The following is a 17,793-nucleotide window of genomic DNA, read 5'->3' on the forward strand; positions in this document are numbered from 1 at the left end:
GTCGGCACGGAACCGGGCGCGCGGCATGTGCGCCCGTCGGCCGTTACGGTTTCTTCTTGCGTGCCGGAGTCGCGGTCGCCGGGCGTTTGCCGGCGGCGGCGCGCGGTTTCGCCGAATCCTTCTTTTCGGCTGCGTCACCCTTCGACGGCCGCGTCGCGGCGGCGTCGCGACCATCCCGTTCGGGCCGCGGCGCGCGGCGGCTCACGCGCGGCCCGGCGGGCTTCGACGGCCTGATTTCCGTCGTCGCGGGCGCGAACTCCGCCGAACTGTCGTCGAACAGCGGCAGCGTGCTGACGGTGATCAGCTCGGCCGGCCCGTCGCCGACATTGACCACGCGATGCCGCTTGCGCGCGTCGAAGTGCAGCGAGTCGCCCGGCGCCAGCGGGTAATTCTTCTTGCCGACCGTGTAGCAGACGCGGCCGGCCAGCACGTACACGAACTCGTCGCCGCCGTGCGCGACCCATTCCGACCGGTAGCCTCCCATCATCTGCACCTTCAGCGCGTTGATCTGGCTACCGTCGAACGTGGTGGACAGCCGCTCGTACCACTGCGACGCGGCGTCGAGCGCATACGGCTTGCGGCTGCCCTCGTGCGAATCGGGCTGCGGCTGGCGCGGCTGCTCGATCAGCGTGCCGAGCGGCACGCCCAGCGCCTTCGCGACGTTGACGAGCGACGACAGCGAGATGCCCGTCAGATGACGCTCGACCTGCGACAGGAATCCGACCGACAGTTTCGCTTCGGTCGCCACTTCCAGCAGCGTCTTCTTCGCTTCCCGGCGCAGGCGGCGAATGCGCTGGCCGATACGCATGAGGTCTGAATCCATGAATCTCTTTCGTGGCAACGAGTCGGGGCGCGGGCGCAACGGCGGTGCGGTCGCCGGGGCGGAGGCCGGCGCATTGTACCGCGCAGCATCGCCGGACGAATCGGCGCTGTGCCGGGATCCGCAGGCCGCGTGCCGATTTTAGTCCTACGAAAATTTTGGCTTGACCTCGATTTCGGCCTGCTCTAGATTCTGTCGCGCATCAAACAAAGTTAAGTGAGACGAAAATTTCCCGAGGGCGGCCGCTGAAACCGCGGCGCGGCCCGGCCGCGCGTCGCGCCATGTGCGACCTGCGCCGCGGCGACGTGTGGTATCGGCCGGCGCGATGCCGCGACACGCCGCTAGCCGCCGACAACAATGAATAACGGGCATCCGATGATCGATCGACTGAAATACAGCTTCTCCGGCCTTCCCCCGTACGACGCGTCCGTCGCCGAGACCCAGGCCGGCCTGTCGCGCCTGCTCGATGCCGCGCGACTCGACGCGGTGGTGATCACGTCGCAGGACGAGTACGTGACCGAGTACCTGCCGCGCGGCAACAACCCGCGCTACGCGGTGTCCGGCTTCGACGGTTCGGCCGGCTGCGGGATCTTCCTGAGCGCGGCGACCGCGCAGGCGCTCGGCGTGCCGCCGTTCGTGCTGTTCGTCGACGGCCGCTATCACTTCCAGGCCGACGAGCAGTGCGATCCGGCGCGTGTGCGCGTCGAGAAGCTCGGCATCGACGTGACGATCTGGCAGGCGATGGCCGACTGGCTGGTCGCGCACGCGAGCCGGCTCGCGCGGGTCGGCTACGACGCGCGGCGGATCAGCGTCGCGCAGCGCAACCGGCTGTTCGAGCGGACGCAGGCCGCGACGCTCGACTGGGCGAGCCTCGCCGATCGCGAGATCGACCGCGCGCTCGCGCTGCCGGGCTGGAACGTCGAGCGGCCGATCTTCGAGATTCCGGCAACGATGACCGGCCTGAGCGTCGCGCAGAACCTCGACGCGCTGAACCGCCGGCTCGCCGCGCATACCGGCGCGGCCGACGGCAAGACCGCGTTCTTCACCTGCGCGTCGGACGATCTCGCGTATCTGCTGAACAGCCGCGGCTATCACATCCCGAATGCGTCGTCGCACCTCGGCTTCCTGTTCGCGATCGGCGCTCAGGTGGTGTTGTTCTTGCCGGAAGGCTGCGATCGCTGCGAGGTCGCGCTCGATTCGTATCCGGCGCTGCACGTGATCCGGCGCGACGTCGCGGCGCTCGAGCGCTTCCTCGCGCAGTTCGCGATCGAGCACGTGTGCTACGGCTTCGAATCGGTGAATTGCGCGCTCGTCGACGCGGTGAGCCGCGTGTGGCCGCACGCGCGGCATGCCGATTTCAACCCGGTCGAGGCGATGCGGGCGAGCAAGACGCCGGCGGTGCTCGACCAGTTCCGCCACGCGTTCGCGCGCAGCTCCGCGGCGATCGCCGAGACGATGCGCTGGGCGAAGACCGGTGAACCGGGCGTGCGCCACACCGAGTACGACCTCGCGCGCACGATCAACGACGCATACGGCGCCCGTTCGGCGGTCGCGCTGTCGTTTCCGTCGATCGCGGCGAACGGCGCGAACAGCGCATTCGCGCATTACACGGCGGCGAGCGCCGACGTCGAGTTGACCGAAGGCGAACTCGTGCTGCTCGACAGCGGCGCGTACTACGAAGCGGGCTTCGCGACGGACTGCACGCGCGTCGTGCTGCGCCGCACGCAGCCGGACACGGTCGCGCAGCCGTGGCAGCGCGAGATCTACACGGTCGCGCTGAAGGCCTGTATCAAGGGGCTCGTCACGCGCTTTCCGGCGACCGCGACGGGCGGCGACGTCGATGCGCTGGTGCGGCAGGTGTGCCGCGATCATGGCCACGATTTCGGCCACGGCACCGGGCACGGCGTCGGGATTCACGTGCACGAGGGCGGCGTGCGGTTCGCGCCGGGCGCGCGGTACGGGCTGGTGCCGAATGCGGTGATTTCGGTCGAGCCGGGCATCTACCTGCCGGGCAAGGGCGGCGTGCGGATCGAGAACATCGTGATCGTGCGGCCGGACGACGCGCAGCCCGACACCGTGACGTTCGAGAACATCGTGACGGTCGGCTACGACTGGGACCTGATCGATCTGGATCTGCTGGACGACGCCGAGCGCGCGTACCTGCGCGACTACGAGCGGCTGTGCGTGGAGCGCGGCACGCAGGTCACCGCGTGTCCGCTGCTGTAACGAAGGGAAGGAAAGGGGCGCGGCCGCCGGGCGGCCGCGCGGCGCGACGTCAGCGCGCGAGCGCCGACACGCGTCCGTCGGGGCCGTACACGCCGGCCGGCGCGGGCGCCGAGCGCAGCACCGCGAGCGCGCGCTCGTTGTAGTCCATCCGGATCCGGATCAGCATCCCGTTGTTCGCATTGGCCTGGCGCGCGCGTTCGGCGGCCTGTTGCAGCAGTTGCCAGCGGCTCGCGAGGCGCGCATCGCGCTCGGCCGCCTGATCCATGCCTTTCTTGCCGGCCGGGAAGCCGAGCGCGGAAAGCTGCGTGTCGCGCGTGCGTTCGAGTTGCGCGAGCCGGTCGATCAGTTCGCTTTTCTTCTCGACGATGCCGGGCAGCATCTCGAGCGGCTCGGCCGTCGTCAGCGCCTTTTCCTCGTAGACGAGCAGGGACGCGAACGCCTCGATCGTCGCGTGTTCGTCGTTGACCGTGGCCAGCAGCTCTTCTCTCATCGCGTCATGCTCGTCGCGCCGGTGCGTGCGGTGTCGCGCGCGCCGGCAAACCGGGTGACCCGGCCACGAGGCCGGGGCTTAGCCCTGCGGGCGCTGCTGCTGCAGCAGTTCGCGGGCGGTGTTCAATACGCCGTCGGCAATCTTGTTCGCGTCGATCGTCAGCGTGCCGTCCTTCAGCGCGTCCTTGATCGACTGGACGAGACCCGTGTCGATATCGGCGTCGCCCGACGCGGATACCGACCGCAACTGGCCGGACAGACCCGACAGGTTCACGTTCGTGTCGCCGCCGGTCGATCCTGCGTCGGCGGCCTGCGCGGACGACTGGGCCGTGCCGGACGGCGCACGGGCCGCGCCGTTGCCGGTCGGCGCGAGGGGGCTCGGTTTCGGAGTGGAATCGATCTTCACGATGGGTTTCCTGTACGGTTTGACCCAGATAACGGCCGGGTCGGCCCGAACTTTAGCATCGCGAGCCCGAAATGCTCCGAATAAACAATTCTTTACATTTTTGCGGCAGATCCGTCCCTACAGCGGAATTTCGACGGTGCCGGCGTCCTTGACGATCGCCGTGACGATCTGCCCGGCCGCCATCCGCACCCGTACCGACTGGCCGGGCGCCGCATTCGCGAGCACGCTGCCCTCGGCCGAAATCGTGAAGCCGGGGCCGGCCGCGACGACCCGCACGGTCTGGCCGGCCGACACCGACGCCGCGCTCTTCAGCATGTCCTGCCGCAGCGGCAGCCCGGCCGAGATGCGCGCGAGCGCGGTCGCGCCGACGGCCTGCGCCGGATCGGTGATCACCGCGAGCGGCAGCACCGTCAGGTCGCCGTCGCGGGCGACCAGGTCGGCGGCGGAGAGCGGCTCGCCGGGCGCGATCTGGCGCGCGGCGACGTAATAAGTGGCCTGCACGGCGACCTTCGCCTGCAGGTAGACGGTCCACGGCCGCTCGCCCGCGCAGCGCACGCCGACCGTCGTGCGGCCCCACAGGCGTGCGCCGGTCGGCAAGAACGGTTCGAGCGTCGTGCAGGCGGCGAGCCCGCGCGGAAAGGCGGTCGTGACCGTCGCGGTGCTCTTGCCGGGCAGCCCGGCGATCTGCTGCTGCAGGAACGCGAGCGCCGCGCGCCGGATCGTTTCGGGGTCTTGCTGGCCGGGCGGCGTCACGGGCTGGGGCGAGGCGGCAGCCGGGGCCGGCGTCGGGTTGGCGGAAGCGGCCGCCGTGCGTGCCGCCGCGGCGACCGACGCGGCACGGGCCGCCGCGAGGCGGGCCGAGGCTGCCGATTGCGGCGCCGGCCGCGCGAAAGCCGATGCAGGCTCGGCCGTGCCGGCGACGACCGTCGCGACGGCGGCGGGGTCCGCCGCGCGCGGCAGCGCGCCGTACCCGGCGTTCGCGCGAGCGGCTGCGTAGACGGGCAGCGGCGCGGAAGCCGGCGGCGGGACGCTCGTCACGACCATCGCGCCGGTCGATTGCGCTGTGTAGCCGCCGCCGACCGCGGCGCTCGTCGCGCCGGCCGCACGCGGCGCACCCGAAGTCGACGCGATCCCCGCATTCCCGCCGAACTGCCCGCCGCTCGCCGCATTGGCGTGCGCGAGCGCGGTTTCGGCCGTCTCGCCGCGCCCGGGAATCACGATCATCCCGTCGTCGGCGCGCACGGCGGGCGCGGCGATCCACAGCGCCGCGGCGAGCGCGAACGCACGCCGGACGTGCGTGAGCCGCCCGTTCCTGTCGCGAAGTGCGCCGCCCGTCATCGCCATGCCCCCGATCCGTTGTTCCGCTTCGCATTCTAGGGAGCCGGGGCGTCGCGCAAACGATGAATAGAGGGGGCCTTTGCCGCGTTATTCGCCCGATTGCCGGTTGCGTCCCGCGCCTACCATCGCTGTCATGGAAAAAAGCCTCTCGGGTCGCCATCCGGTGCGAGGGGCGTGCAGCGCTTCATACGGAGAGACGCACACATGCTGGACAAACTCGATGCGGAATTCGCGTTCGGCCGACAGGCGCTCGACGTGCGCGCCTATCGGCAGGAACTGCTGTCGTCGAACATCGCGAACGCCGACACGCCCGGCTACCAGGCCCGCGACGTCGATTTCGCGTCGACGCTCGCGCGCTCGCTGAAGCAGACGAGCGGCGCCCTCGCGCCCAGCAACGCCGCGCAATTGCCGATGGCGCAGCCGGCCGGCGTGACGAGCGGCATGTCGATGGTGTCGACGGCGGCGGGCCACATGGCCGGCACCGCGAAGCTGATCCCGACCGGCGGCCCGTCGGACGACTACGGCCGCGCGCAATACCGGATGCCGCTGCAGCCGTCGCTCGACGGCAACACGGTCGATCTCGACGTCGAGCGCGTGCAGTTCGCGAACAACGCGCTGCACTACGAAACCGGGATGACCGTGATGACCCAGCAGATCAAGGCGATGATCGCCGCGATCACGACGAACTCGTAACGAACTCGTAAGCGCCGCTTCCGAATCCGGAACCCAGCACAAGGAGCCTCCATGCCTTCGTTGATGAACATCTTCGGCGTCGCCGGTTCGGCGCTGTCCGCACAATCGCAGCGCCTGAACGTGACCGCGTCGAACCTCGCGAACGCCGACAGCGCGACCGGCCCCGACGGCAAGCCGTACAAGGCCAAGCAGGTCGTGTTCGCGACCGATCCGCTCGGCGGCGCGCGCAGTGCGTCCGGCCAGGGCGTGGGCGGCGTGCGCGTGACCAAGGTGATGGACGACCCGTCGCCGATGAAATCGACCTACGACCCGGCGAACCCGGCCGCCGACGCGAACGGCTACGTGCAGATGCCGAACGTCGACCCAGTGCAGGAGATGGTGAACATGATCTCGGCGTCGCGCTCGTACCAGGCCAACGTCGAGACGCTGAACACCGCGAAGACGCTGATGCTCAAGACGCTGACGATCGGCTCGTAAGCCGCGCGCCGCCCGCCTTTCCCTACCGAGACCCGAACCGACAGTTCCGACAGAAGGCCAACAGGATGACTTCCTCCAACACGACGATCGGCGGCAACGGCACCAACGTGTCGACGCTGCCGACCGACACGATGAACACCAACAACGTGTCGTCGACCAACGGCACGTCGGCGAGCGACCTCCAGGCGACGTTCCTGAAGCTGCTCGTCACGCAGTTGCAGAACCAGGATCCGACCAGCCCGGTGGACAGCTCGCAGATGACGTCGCAGCTCGCGCAGATCAACACGGTGAGCGGCATCGCGCAGCTGAACACGTCGCTCACGTCGCTGTCGACGCAGCTCGCGGCCGGCCAGCAGACGCAGGCCGCGCTGCTGATCGGCACGAACGTGCTCGCGCCGGGCAATGCGGTCGCGGTGAAGAGCGGCGCGGCGTCGCCGTTCGGCGTGTCGCTCGCGAGCTCGGTGTCGAACCTGACGATCACCGTGAAGAACTCGGCGGGCGCCGTCGTGAACACGATCAACGCGGGCGCGCAGTCGGCCGGCACGGTGCCGTTCAACTGGACGCCGACCGACGCGGCCGGCAACGCGCTGCCGGACGGCAAGTACACGGTCAGTGCGTCGTACACCGACAGCACCGGCACGCCGCACGCGGCCACGACGCTCGCGGCCGCGACGGTGCAGAGCGTGGTCAAGCAGGCGGACGGCACCGCGGGGCTCGTGTTGTCGAACGGCACGACGGTGGGGCTCACCCAGGTTGCGTCGATCTTCCCGAACACGAAGTCGTCGTCGTCCGGCGACACCACCACCAACTGATCGAGCTTTCTCGTCACGGAGAACGAAATGGGTTATCAACAGGGTCTGAGCGGCCTCGCCGGCGCATCGAACGCGCTGGACGTGATCGGCAACAACATCGCGAACGCGAACACGGTCGGCTTCAAGTCGAGCACCGCGCAGTTCGCCGACATGTACGCGAACTCGGTCGCGACGTCGGTCAACACGCAGATCGGCATCGGCACGTCGCTGAACTCGGTGCAGCAGAACTTCGGGCAGGGCACGATCAATACGACGAACTCGTCGCTCGACGTCGCGATCAACGGCAACGGCTTCTTCCAGATGTCGAACAACGGCGTGACGACGTACTCGCGCGACGGCACGTTCCAGCGCGACAAGAACGGCTTCATCGTCGACGCGCAGGGCCGTAACCTGATGGGCTACGCGGCCAACGCGGGCGGCGTGATCAACACCGCGCAGACCGTGCCGCTGCAGGCGCCGACCAACAACATTGCGCCGACCGCGACGACCAAGATCATCGGCCAGTTCAACCTGAACTCGCAGGACACGGTGCCGACCAAGACGCCGTTCAGCGCGACCGACAACACGACGTACAACTACTCGACCGCGATCCAGGTGTACGACTCGCTCGGCGGCTCGCAGGCGGTCAACATGTACTTCGTGAAGTCGGCGGCCGGCACGTGGGAAGCGTACGCGGGCGTCCAGGGCGGCGCGACGACCGATCTCGGCACGATCACGTTCGATACGTCGGGCGCGATCAAGAGCACGACGACGGGCACGCCGGCCGCGCCGACCGCGTCGCTCGGCCAGTTCCAGTTCACCGTGCCGAACACCGACGGCTCGGCGACGCCGCAGGCGCTGACGCTCGACCTGACCGGCACGACGCAGTACGGCGGCAAGGACGGCGTGAACAATCTCGCGCAGGACGGCTACGCGAGCGGCAGGCTCACCACTTACTCGATCGGCGCCGACGGCAAGCTGACCGGCAACTACTCGAACGGCCAGACCGCCGTGCTCGGCCAGATCGCGCTCGCGAACTTCAACAACCCGAACGGGCTGGTGAACCTCGGCGGCAACCAGTACGCCGAATCGTCGGCGTCGGGCGTGCCGCAGGTGTCGGCGCCGGGCAGCACGAACCACGGCACGCTGCAGGGCAGCGCGCTCGAGAACTCGAACGTCGACCTGACCTCGCAGCTCGTCAACCTGATCACCGCGCAGCGCAACTACCAGGCGAACGCGCAGACGATCAAGACGCAGCAGACCGTCGACCAGACGCTCATCAACCTGTAAGCGCGGACAACCGGCAGCCATGGACCGACTGATCTATACGGCGATGACGGGCGCGTCGCAGTCGCTCGACCAGCAGGCGATCGTCGCGAACAACCTCGCGAACGCGTCGACGACGGGTTTTCGCGCGCAGCTCGCGACGTATCGCGCGGTGCCGATGAATTTCGGCGACGGCAGCAACATCGACCCGACGACGACGCGCACCTACGTGCTCGCGTCGACGCCCGGCGCCGATTACGCGCCGGGTCCGATCACGCGCACCGGCAATCCGCTCGACGTCGCGGTGCAGGGCGCGGGCTGGCTGTCGGTGCAGACGGCCGACGGCGGCGAGGCGTACACGCGCGCCGGCAACCTGCACGTCGACGAGAACGGCCAGCTCGTCAACGCGAGCAACCTGCCGGTGGTCGGCAACGGCGGCCCGATCTCGGTCCCGCCGAACGCGGAAGTGACGATCGGCAAGGACGGCACGGTGTCCGCGCTGATGCCGGGCGACCCGCCGACCGCGGTCGCGATCGTCGACCAGATGAAGCTCGTCAATCCCGATCCGGCCACGCTCACGCGCGGCAACGACGGGCTGTTCCGCACCGCCGACGGCAATCCGGCCGACGCCGACCCGAACGTGGTCGTCACGCCGAATTCGATCGAAGGCAGCAACGTGAACCCGGTGACCGCGATGGTCGCGATGATCGACAACGCGCGGGCGTTCCAGCTGCAGTCGAAGCTGATCCAGACGGCCGACCAGAACGAGCAGACGGCGAACCAGCTGCTCAACTTCAGCTGAGCGATAGGGTCTGTTTACCTATGGAACGCACATGCGAATGCCCGAAATCGCTCGTAGGGCAAGAAGTGAGGAGCGCCGTTTGGCCGCGCCAAACAAGCGACGAGCGACGCCGCCATACGGGCGATTTCGGGCATTCCCGTGACATGATTTTTAATTTGGGGTTGCCACGAGAACGGCCGCTCGCCGCGTTGCGCTCCTTGCGAATACGTCCAGTATTCGCGGCGTCGCGCGCCTCGCGAGCGGCCGTTCTCGTGGCAACGCATGCGCGTTCCATAGGTAAACAGACCCTATGCCACCCTACGCAGGAGACCTGACAAATGAATCGTTCGCTCTACATCGCCGCGACCGGCATGAATGCGCAGCAGGCGCAGATGGACGTGATTTCGAACAACCTGGCGAACACCAGCACGAACGGCTTCAAGGCGTCGCGCGCGGTGTTCGAGGATCTGCTGTACCAGACCATCCGCCAGCCCGGCGCGAACTCGACGCAGCAGACCGAACTGCCGTCGGGCCTGCAGCTCGGCACCGGCGTGCAGCAGGTCGCGACCGAGCGCCTGTACACGCAGGGCGGCCTCACGCAGACCGGCAACTCGAAGGACGTCGCGATCAACGGCGCGGGCTTCTTCCAGGTGCTGATGCCGGACGGCACCAACGCGTACACGCGCGACGGCTCGTTCCAGACCAACGCGCAGGGCCAGCTCGTCACGTCGAGCGGCTACCAGGTGCTGCCGGCGATCACCGTGCCGCAGAACGCGCAGTCGCTGACGATCGGCAAGGACGGCGTCGTGTCGGTCACGCAGCCGGGCTCGAGCAACGCGGTGCAGATCGGCTCGCTGCAGATCGCGACCTTCATCAACCCGACCGGCCTCGAGGCGAAGGGCGAGAACCTGTTCGCGGAAACGACGTCGTCGGGCGCGCCGAACGTGTCGCAGCCGGGGCTGAACGGCGCGGGCGTGCTCAACCAGGGCTACGTCGAGGCGTCGAACGTGAACGTCGTGCAGGAACTCGTCAACATGATCCAGACGCAGCGTGCCTACGAGATCAACAGCAAGGCCGTGACGACGTCCGACCAGATGCTGCAGACCGTCACGCAGATGAAGAGCTAACCGGAACGTCCCGTCGCAGCCATGAAGCAGGTTCGCCTCCCCTCGTCAGCCACCGTCCGCGCCGTATGCGCGGTCGCGGTGGCGGCGCTCGCCGGTTGCGCGCAGATTCCGCGCGATCCGATCATCCAGCAGCCGATGACGGCGCAGCCGCCGATGCCGATGTCGATGCAGGCGCCCGGCTCGATCTACAACCCCGGCTACGCGGGGCGGCCGCTGTTCGAGGATCAGCGCCCGCGCAACGTCGGCGACATCCTGACGATCATGATCGCGGAGAACATCAACGCGACCAAGTCGTCCGGCGCGAACACCAACCGGCAGGGCAACACCGACTTCAACGTGCCGACGGCCGCGTTCCTCGGCGGGCTGTTCGCGAAGGCGAACCTGTCGGCGACCGGCGCGAACAAGTTCGCGGCCACCGGCGGCGCGAGCGCGGCGAACACGTTCAACGGCACGATCACGGTGACCGTCACCAGCGTGCTGCCGAACGGCAACCTCGTGGTCAGCGGCGAGAAGCAGATGCTGATCAACCAGGGCAACGAATACGTGCGCTTCTCGGGGGTCGTCAACCCGAACACGATCTCGGGCGCGAACTCCGTCTATTCGACGCAGGTCGCCGACGCGAAGATCGAATACTCGTCGAAGGGCTACATCAACGAAGCCGAGACGATGGGCTGGCTGCAGCGCTTCTTCCTCAACATCGCGCCGTGGTGATGACGATGCAGCTGCCTCTTTCCCGCCGCCTGTCGTTCCGTGCACTCGCCGTCGCGCGGTTTGCCGCCTTCGTGCTGGCCGCGTGCGTGCTCGGCGCCGCGCCCGCGCACGCGGAGCGCCTGAAGGACCTCGCGCAGATCCAGGGCGTGCGCGACAACCCGCTGATCGGCTATGGCCTCGTCGTCGGCCTCGACGGCACGGGCGACCAGACGATGCAGACGCCGTTCACGACGCAGACGCTCGCGAACATGCTCGCGAACCTCGGCATCTCGATCAACAATGGTTCGGCCAACGGCGGCCCGTCGTCGCTGAACAACATGCAGCTGAAGAACGTCGCGGCCGTGATGGTGACGGCCACGCTGCCGCCGTTCGCACGGCCCGGCGAGGCGCTCGACGTGACCGTGTCGTCGCTCGGCAACGCGAAGAGCCTGCGCGGCGGCACGCTGCTGCTCACGCCGCTGAAGGGCGCGGACGGGCAGGTGTACGCGCTCGCGCAGGGCAACATGGCGGTCGGCGGCGCGGGCGCCAGCGCGAACGGCAGCCGCGTGCAGGTGAACCAGCTCGCGGCCGGCCGGATCGTCGGCGGCGCGATCGTCGAGCGCGCGGTGCCGAACGCGGTCGCGCAGATGAACGGCGTGCTGCAGCTGCAACTGAACGACATGGATTACGGCACCGCGCAGCGGATCGTGTCCGCGGTCAACGCGAGCTTCGGCCCGGGCACCGCGACGGCGCTCGACGGCCGCACGATCCAGCTCGCCGCGCCGGCGGATTCCGCGCAGCAGGTCGCGTTCATGGCGCGCCTGCAGAACCTCGACGTGAGTCCGGACAAGGCCGCCGCGAAGGTGATCCTGAACGCGCGCACCGGCTCGATCGTGATGAACCAGATGGTCACGCTGCAAAGCTGCGCGGTCGCGCACGGCAACCTGTCGGTGGTCGTCAACACGCAGCCGGTGGTGTCGCAGCCGGGGCCGTTCTCGAACGGGCAGACGGTGGTCGCGCAGCAGTCGCAGATCCAGCTGAAGCAGGACAACGGCGCGCTGAAGATGGTGACGGCCGGCGCGAATCTCGCCGACGTCGTGAAGGCGCTGAACACGCTCGGCGCGACGCCCGCGGACCTGATGTCGATCCTGCAGGCGATGAAGGCGGCCGGCGCGCTGCGCGCCGACCTGGAGGTGATCTAAATGGCAGCCACGCTCCCCAACGCAAACGACCTCACGCAGCGCTTCGCGCTCGACGTGCAGGGTTTCGACGCGCTGCGCGCGCAGGCGAAGCAGTCGCCGCAGGCCGGCGCGAAGGCGGTCGCCGGCCAGTTCGACGCGATGTTCACGCAGATGATGCTCAAGAGCATGCGCGACGCGTCGCCCGACGGCGGCCTGTTCGATTCGCACACGTCGAAGATGTACACGTCGATGCTCGACCAGCAGCTCGCGCAGCAGATGTCGACGCGCGGCATCGGCGTCGCCGACGCGCTGATGAAGCAGTTGCTGCGCAATGCGGGCGCCGGCGCGGGCGGCGACACGGCGGCCGACGTCGGTGCGCGCGGCCTGGGCGGCATGGGTGCCGGCGGCCTCGGCACGGCCGGCAACGAAGGCAGCCTCGCCGCGATGAACGCGATGGCGAAGGCCTATGCGAACGCGGCGAACAACGGCGGGCTCGCCGGCGCGCGCGGCTACTCGGCCGGCAGCGCGCTGACGCCGCCGCTCAAGGGCGCGAGCGGCGTGCAGGACGCGGACGCGTTCGTCGACCGGCTCGCGGCCCCCGCGCAGGCGGCCAGCGCGACGACCGGCATCCCGGCGCGTTTCATCGTCGGCCAGGCCGCGCTCGAATCGGGCTGGGGCAAGCGCGAGATCCGCGCGACGGACGGCTCGACCAGCTACAACGTGTTCGGCATCAAGGCGAACAAGGGCTGGACCGGCCGCACCGTGTCGGCGCTGACCACCGAATACGTGAACGGCGCGCCGCGCCGCGTGGTCGCGAAGTTCCGTGCGTACGACTCGTACGAGCACGCGATGACCGATTACGCGAACCTGCTGAAGAACAACCCGCGCTATGCGGGCGTGCTGAGCGCGAGCCGCAGCGTCGAAGGCTTCGCGCACGGGATGCAGAAGGCCGGCTATGCCACCGACCCGAATTACGCGAAGAAGCTGATCTCGATCATGCAGCAGATCGGCTGACGGGCCCGCCCGCTCCCGGTTCGCCCCCCTTTCGGACCGCGCCCGGCACCTTGCCGCGCGCGGTTTCAACGTTTGCGAGAAATAAATCGCCGTTTCGATCTAAACTTTCGGTCAGCACTGCCGCTAAGTGTGAGAGACCTGCGACCGGGCCCCCGTTCTGGCCCGGTTTTATTGCGCACCGGTTGCCCCGGGCGCCCATGACAAGAAAGACCGGCTAGCCATGAATATCGAAACGTCGACGGACCCCAGCCTGGATGCAGGCCACTCCGGGCCCGACTATGCCCGCCGCAATCCGCTGGAAATCGGCGTGCAGCTGCGCAACCTGGTGAACCGCGGCGATTTCCTGACCGTCCAGTATCCGGGCGGCCAGCTCGTCACGCGTCTGCTGGAGGTCGATGTCGGCGCGCGGACGTTCACGTTCGACTGGGGCGCGCTGTCCGAGCAGAACGCCGGCATCCTCGGCGCGTCGCACTGCACGTTCGCGGCCGCGCCGGAGGGCGTGCGCGTCGAATTCACCACGGGCACGCCGCGCGAGACGCGCTACGAGGGGCTGCCCGCGTTCGTCGCCGATTTCCCCGACGTGCTGGTGTGCATCCAGCGCCGCGAATATTTCCGCGTCGACGCGCCGATCGTCGATCCGTTTCTGTGCCGCGGCAAGCTGCCGGACGGCGAAAGCTTCCTGTTCGAGGTGCACAACCTGTCGCTCGGCGGCGTGGGGCTGCGCACGGCCGACGAGCGCGTCGAGGCGCTCGAGGTCGGCACGCTGCTGCCGGACGTCGAGCTCGAGCTGACCGGCCACGGCAAGCTGTCGCTCGACCTGCAACTGGTGTCGCAGCGCTCGACGCAGATGCCGAACGGGTCGCGCCGCTACCAGCTCGGTTTTCGCTACATGTCGCTGCCGGGCAGCGCGGAGAACACGCTGCAGCGGTTGATCACGCAGCTCGAAATGAAGCGCCGCTCGCTCGCGCGGGCCTGACGCGCATCCGGCGGGAGGCCCCGCGGGCCGCCCGCGCAGCGCTTCCGGCGCACTCGGTCGGCCGCGTTCAGCGGCGACGCACGCCCGTGCGCCGCGCGTGCATTTTTTCCTCAATTTTTTCGATCCGCGGCCGTTATACCGGGAGTCACGCAACCCGGCGGCCGCAGCGCGGCCCGCTCATCAGGATCGCGCATGTCCAACACACTCATGAACCTCGGCGTCAGCGGCCTGAATGCCGCGCTCTGGGGCCTCACGACGACCGGCCAGAACATCAGCAACGCCGCGACGCCCGGCTATTCGGTCGAACGCCCCGTCTATGCCGAGGCGAGCGGGCAGTACACCAGCAGCGGCTACATGCCGCAGGGCGTGAACACCGTCACCGTCCAGCGGCAGTACAGCCAGTACCTGAGCGACCAGCTGAACGGCGCGCAGACGCAGGGCGGCGCGCTGTCGACGTGGTACTCGCTCGTCGCGCAGCTGAACAACTACGTCGGCAGCCCGACGGCCGGCATCTCGACCGCGATCACGAGCTATTTCACCGGGCTGCAGAACGTCGCGAACAATGCGTCCGATCCGTCGGTGCGGCAGACCGCGATCAGCAACGCGCAGATTCTCGGCGACCAGCTGAAGGCGGCGGGCCAGCAATACGACGCGTTGCGCCAGAGCGTGAACACGCAGCTCACCAGCACCGTGTCGCAGATCAACACGTACACCGCGCAGATCGCGCAGCTGAACCAGCAGATCTCGGCGGCGAGCAGCCAGGGGCAGCCGCCGAACCAGCTGATGGACCAGCGCGACCTCGCGGTGTCGAACCTGTCGAGCCTCGCCGGCGTGCAGGTCGTGCGCAATGACAGCGGCTACAGCGTATTCCTCGCGGGCGGCCAGCCGCTCGTCGTCGCCGACAAGAGCTACCAGCTTGCGACCGTCACGTCGTCGTCCGATCCGAGCGAGCTGACCGTCGTGTCGCAGGGCATCGCCGGCGCGAATCCGCAGGGGCCGAACCAGGCGCTGCCGGATGCGTCGCTGTCGGGCGGCGCGCTCGGCGGCCTGCTCGCGTTCCGCCGTCAGACGCTCGACCCGGCGCAGGCGCAGCTCGGCGCGCTCGCGACCAGCTTCGCCGCGCAGGTCAACGCGCAGAACGCGCTCGGCGTCGATCTGGCGGGCAAGCCGGGCGGCAACCTGTTCACGGTGGCGAACCCGACCGTCTATTCGAATCAGGGCAACACCGGCAACGCGTCGCTGTCCGTGTCGTTCGCCAGTGCGTCGCAGCCGACGACGAGCGACTACACGCTGTCGTACGACGGCACGAACTACACGCTGACCGACCGCGCGAGCGGGTCGGTGGTCGACCAGAAGGCGGGTCCGATGCCGGTCTCGCTCGGCGGGCTGAACTTCTCGTTCTCGTCCGGCGCGATGAATGCCGGCGACCAGTTCACCGTGCTGCCGACGCGCGGCGCGCTGACCGGCTTCGGCCTCGCGACCACGAGCGGCTCGGCGATCGCGGCCGCGTCGCCGGTGGTCGCTGCGGCATCGAAAACCAACATCGGCACGGCAAAGATCACGCAGGGCGCGGTGAGCGCCGGCTACCAGGTGCCGACGACGCCGACCAAGCTGACCTACGACGCGGCGTCGCAGTCGCTGTCGGGCTTCCCGGCCGGGACCACGGTGACGATCGCGGGCACCCCGCCGACCTCGGTGACGATCACGAGCCCGACCGACAGCGTGCCGTACAACGCGACGGCCGGCGCGAAGCTGACGATCAACAGCACCACGCAGCCGGCTCCGGCGGGCGTGATGAACGGCGTGACCGTCACGCTGTCCGGCGCGCCGTCGGATGGCGACACGTTCACGATCGGACCGTACGCGGGCGGCACGAGCGACGGCTCCAACGCACAAGCGTTGTCGCAGCTCGTCACCGCGAAGGCGCTCGGCGGCGGCACGACGACGCTGACCGGCGCGTATGCCAACTACGTGAACGCGATCGGCAACACGGCGAGCCAGCTGAAGTCGTCGAGCGCCGCGCAGACTTCGCTCGTCGGCCAGATCACGACCGCGCAGCAGTCGGTGTCGGGCGTGAACCAGAACGAGGAAGCGGCGAACCTGATGCAGTACCAGCAGCTTTACCAGGCGAACGCGAAAGTAATCCAGACGGCGGCGACGCTGTTCCAGACCGTGCTCGGCCTGTTCAACTGACCGGATTCGAGGGATAGAAGCGATGCGAATTTCCAGCGCCCAGTTCTTCCAGCTGAACGTTTCACAGATGAACGATCAGCAGGCGCAGCTCGCGCAGCTGTATCAGCAGATTTCGAGCGGCACGAGCCTGCAGACGCCGGCCGACAACCCGGTCGGCGCGGCGCAGGCCGTGCAGCTGTCGATGACCTCGGCGACGCTGTCGCAGTACGCGACCAACCAGACCACCGCGCTCGCGTCGCTGCAGGCCGAGGACCAGGCGCTGCAGAGCGTGAGCAGCGTGCTGACCGGCGTGCAGACGCTGGTCGTGCGTGCCGGCGACGGCTCGCTGGCCGACAGCGACCGCTCGGCGCTCGCGACGCAGCTGCAAGGCTATCGCGACCAGCTGGTGACGCTCGCGAACTCGAACGACGGTGCCGGCAATTACCTGTTCGCCGGCCTGAACAATTCGACGGCGCCGTTTACGGCCAGCCCGAACGGCAGCATCAGCTACGTCGGCGACTCGGGCACGCGCCAGGTGCAGATCGCCGATTCGAGCAGCGTGTCGCAGGGCGACGCCGGTTCGGCGGTGTTCATGTCCGTGCCGTCGCTCGGCAGCGCGCAGGTTCCGTCGGCCGGCGCCGGCAACGTCGGCACCGGCGCGATCAGCGCGGTGACGGTGACGGACCCGTCCGCCGCGACCAACGATCACCATTTCACGATCACGTTCGGCGGCACGCCCGCCGCGCCGACCTACACGGTGACCGACAGCTCGGCCAAGCCGCCGACCACGACGCCCGCGCAGGCCTACACGTCGGGTGCGTCGATCGCGCTCGGTAGCGGGATGACGGTGGCCGTATCGGGCACGCCGAGCACCGGCGATACGTTCGCCGTGACGCCCGGCCCGCAGGCGAGCGGCGGCGCCGACATCTTCTCGACGCTCGACTCGATGATCGCGGCGCTGAAGACGCCGGTGACCGGCAACCCTGTCGCGGCCGTGTCGCTGAAGAACGCGCTGATGACCGGGTCGATCAAGGTCGGCAACACGATGCGCAACGTGACGACGATCCAGGCATCCGTCGGCGGCCGCGAGCAGGAAGTGAAGGCGATGCAGGCCGTCACGCAGACCGCGTCGCTGCAGACGACCAGCAACCTGACGGACCTGACCAGTACCAACATGGTCACGACGATCAGCCAGTACCTGCAGGTGCAGAACGCGCTGACCGGCGCGCAGAAGGCGTACGTGCAACTGCAGAACCTGTCGCTGTTCCAGTACATCAATCCGTGATGCACGACGCGCCGGCCGCGATGTGAGCGCATGCTTACTTCGCGGCCGGCGCGTGCCGCCG

At 68.7% G+C, this 17,793-nt stretch carries 17 protein-coding genes; 13 read left to right on the forward strand and 4 right to left on the reverse strand.

Annotation, left to right across the window (positions count from 1 at the left end; translation table 11 throughout):
• Positions 1 to 43 precede the first annotated feature (43 nt).
• Positions 44 to 823 carry a helix-turn-helix domain-containing protein gene (locus A9Z05_RS28290; RefSeq protein ID WP_069621000.1) on the reverse strand — a complete coding sequence of 260 codons (780 nt, stop codon included), beginning with the start codon at positions 821 to 823 and terminating at the stop codon, positions 44 to 46.
• Between the two features lie 372 nt (positions 824 to 1,195).
• Between A9Z05_RS28290 and A9Z05_RS28295 the strand changes: the two genes are divergently transcribed.
• Positions 1,196 to 3,046, forward strand: coding sequence for a M24 family metallopeptidase (locus A9Z05_RS28295; protein WP_069621001.1), 1,851 nt, complete (start codon positions 1,196 to 1,198; stop codon positions 3,044 to 3,046).
• Positions 3,047 to 3,095: 49 nt separating this feature from the next.
• On the opposite strand, the gene A9Z05_RS28300 is transcribed toward A9Z05_RS28295, so the two are convergent.
• The 3 genes from A9Z05_RS28300 to flgA form a co-directional block, all read right to left on the reverse strand.
• Positions 3,096 to 3,536: a flagella synthesis protein FlgN gene (locus A9Z05_RS28300; RefSeq protein ID WP_069621002.1), complete on the reverse strand. Its 441-nt coding sequence runs from the start codon at positions 3,534 to 3,536 to the stop codon at positions 3,096 to 3,098.
• Positions 3,537 to 3,614: 78 nt separating this feature from the next.
• Positions 3,615 to 3,941, reverse strand: a complete 327-nt coding sequence (gene flgM, locus A9Z05_RS28305; RefSeq protein WP_069621003.1) for a flagellar biosynthesis anti-sigma factor FlgM — start codon at positions 3,939 to 3,941, stop codon at positions 3,615 to 3,617.
• 117 nt (positions 3,942 to 4,058) lie between these two features.
• Entirely contained in the window at positions 4,059 to 5,279 is a 1,221-nt protein-coding gene (flgA, locus tag A9Z05_RS28310; RefSeq protein ID WP_069621033.1) for a flagellar basal body P-ring formation chaperone FlgA, read from the reverse strand.
• A 204-nt stretch (positions 5,280 to 5,483) separates the two neighbouring features.
• On the opposite strand from flgA, the gene flgB reads away from it, so the two are divergent.
• From flgB to flgL, 12 genes are all read left to right on the forward strand, one after another.
• Positions 5,484 to 5,972 (forward strand): flagellar basal body rod protein FlgB, encoded by a 489-nt coding sequence (gene flgB / locus A9Z05_RS28315; protein WP_069621004.1) that lies wholly within the window; start codon positions 5,484 to 5,486, stop codon positions 5,970 to 5,972.
• 51 nt (positions 5,973 to 6,023) lie between these two features.
• Positions 6,024 to 6,449 (forward strand): flagellar basal body rod protein FlgC, encoded by a 426-nt coding sequence (gene flgC / locus A9Z05_RS28320; protein ID WP_027785673.1) that lies wholly within the window; start codon positions 6,024 to 6,026, stop codon positions 6,447 to 6,449.
• Positions 6,450 to 6,514: 65 nt separating this feature from the next.
• Positions 6,515 to 7,261 (forward strand): flagellar hook assembly protein FlgD, encoded by a 747-nt coding sequence (locus A9Z05_RS28325; RefSeq protein WP_069621005.1) that lies wholly within the window; start codon positions 6,515 to 6,517, stop codon positions 7,259 to 7,261.
• A 27-nt stretch (positions 7,262 to 7,288) separates the two neighbouring features.
• Complete coding sequence (flgE, locus tag A9Z05_RS28330; protein WP_069621006.1) at positions 7,289 to 8,530, forward strand: flagellar hook protein FlgE; 1,242 nt, start codon at positions 7,289 to 7,291, stop codon at positions 8,528 to 8,530.
• A gap of 19 nt (positions 8,531 to 8,549) precedes the next feature.
• Entirely contained in the window at positions 8,550 to 9,308 is a 759-nt protein-coding gene (gene flgF / locus A9Z05_RS28335) for a flagellar basal-body rod protein FlgF (RefSeq protein WP_050014265.1), read from the forward strand.
• Positions 9,309 to 9,625: 317 nt separating this feature from the next.
• Positions 9,626 to 10,414: a flagellar basal-body rod protein FlgG gene (gene flgG, locus A9Z05_RS28340; protein ID WP_006477564.1), complete on the forward strand. Its 789-nt coding sequence runs from the start codon at positions 9,626 to 9,628 to the stop codon at positions 10,412 to 10,414.
• A gap of 21 nt (positions 10,415 to 10,435) precedes the next feature.
• Positions 10,436 to 11,125: a flagellar basal body L-ring protein FlgH gene (gene flgH / locus A9Z05_RS28345; protein WP_069621007.1), complete on the forward strand. Its 690-nt coding sequence runs from the start codon at positions 10,436 to 10,438 to the stop codon at positions 11,123 to 11,125.
• A gap of 5 nt (positions 11,126 to 11,130) precedes the next feature.
• Positions 11,131 to 12,306 carry a flagellar basal body P-ring protein FlgI gene (locus A9Z05_RS28350; RefSeq protein ID WP_069621034.1) on the forward strand — a complete coding sequence of 392 codons (1,176 nt, stop codon included), beginning with the start codon at positions 11,131 to 11,133 and terminating at the stop codon, positions 12,304 to 12,306.
• Entirely contained in the window at positions 12,307 to 13,299 is a 993-nt protein-coding gene (gene flgJ / locus A9Z05_RS28355) for a flagellar assembly peptidoglycan hydrolase FlgJ (protein WP_069621008.1), read from the forward strand.
• Between the two features lie 220 nt (positions 13,300 to 13,519).
• The gene (locus A9Z05_RS28360) at positions 13,520 to 14,275 is read left to right on the forward strand and encodes a flagellar brake protein (protein WP_069621009.1); all 756 of its coding nucleotides are present in this window, start codon (positions 13,520 to 13,522) and stop codon (positions 14,273 to 14,275) included.
• Positions 14,276 to 14,467: 192 nt separating this feature from the next.
• Positions 14,468 to 16,468, forward strand: coding sequence for a flagellar hook-associated protein FlgK (gene flgK, locus A9Z05_RS28365; RefSeq protein WP_069621010.1), 2,001 nt, complete (start codon positions 14,468 to 14,470; stop codon positions 16,466 to 16,468).
• A gap of 22 nt (positions 16,469 to 16,490) precedes the next feature.
• Positions 16,491 to 17,732: a flagellar hook-associated protein FlgL gene (gene flgL, locus A9Z05_RS28370; protein WP_069621011.1), complete on the forward strand. Its 1,242-nt coding sequence runs from the start codon at positions 16,491 to 16,493 to the stop codon at positions 17,730 to 17,732.
• Positions 17,733 to 17,793: the final 61 nt, after the last annotated feature.

Source organism: Burkholderia sp. A2, assembly GCF_001729305.1.
Taxonomy (GTDB): Bacteria; Pseudomonadota; Gammaproteobacteria; order Burkholderiales; family Burkholderiaceae; genus Burkholderia; species Burkholderia sola.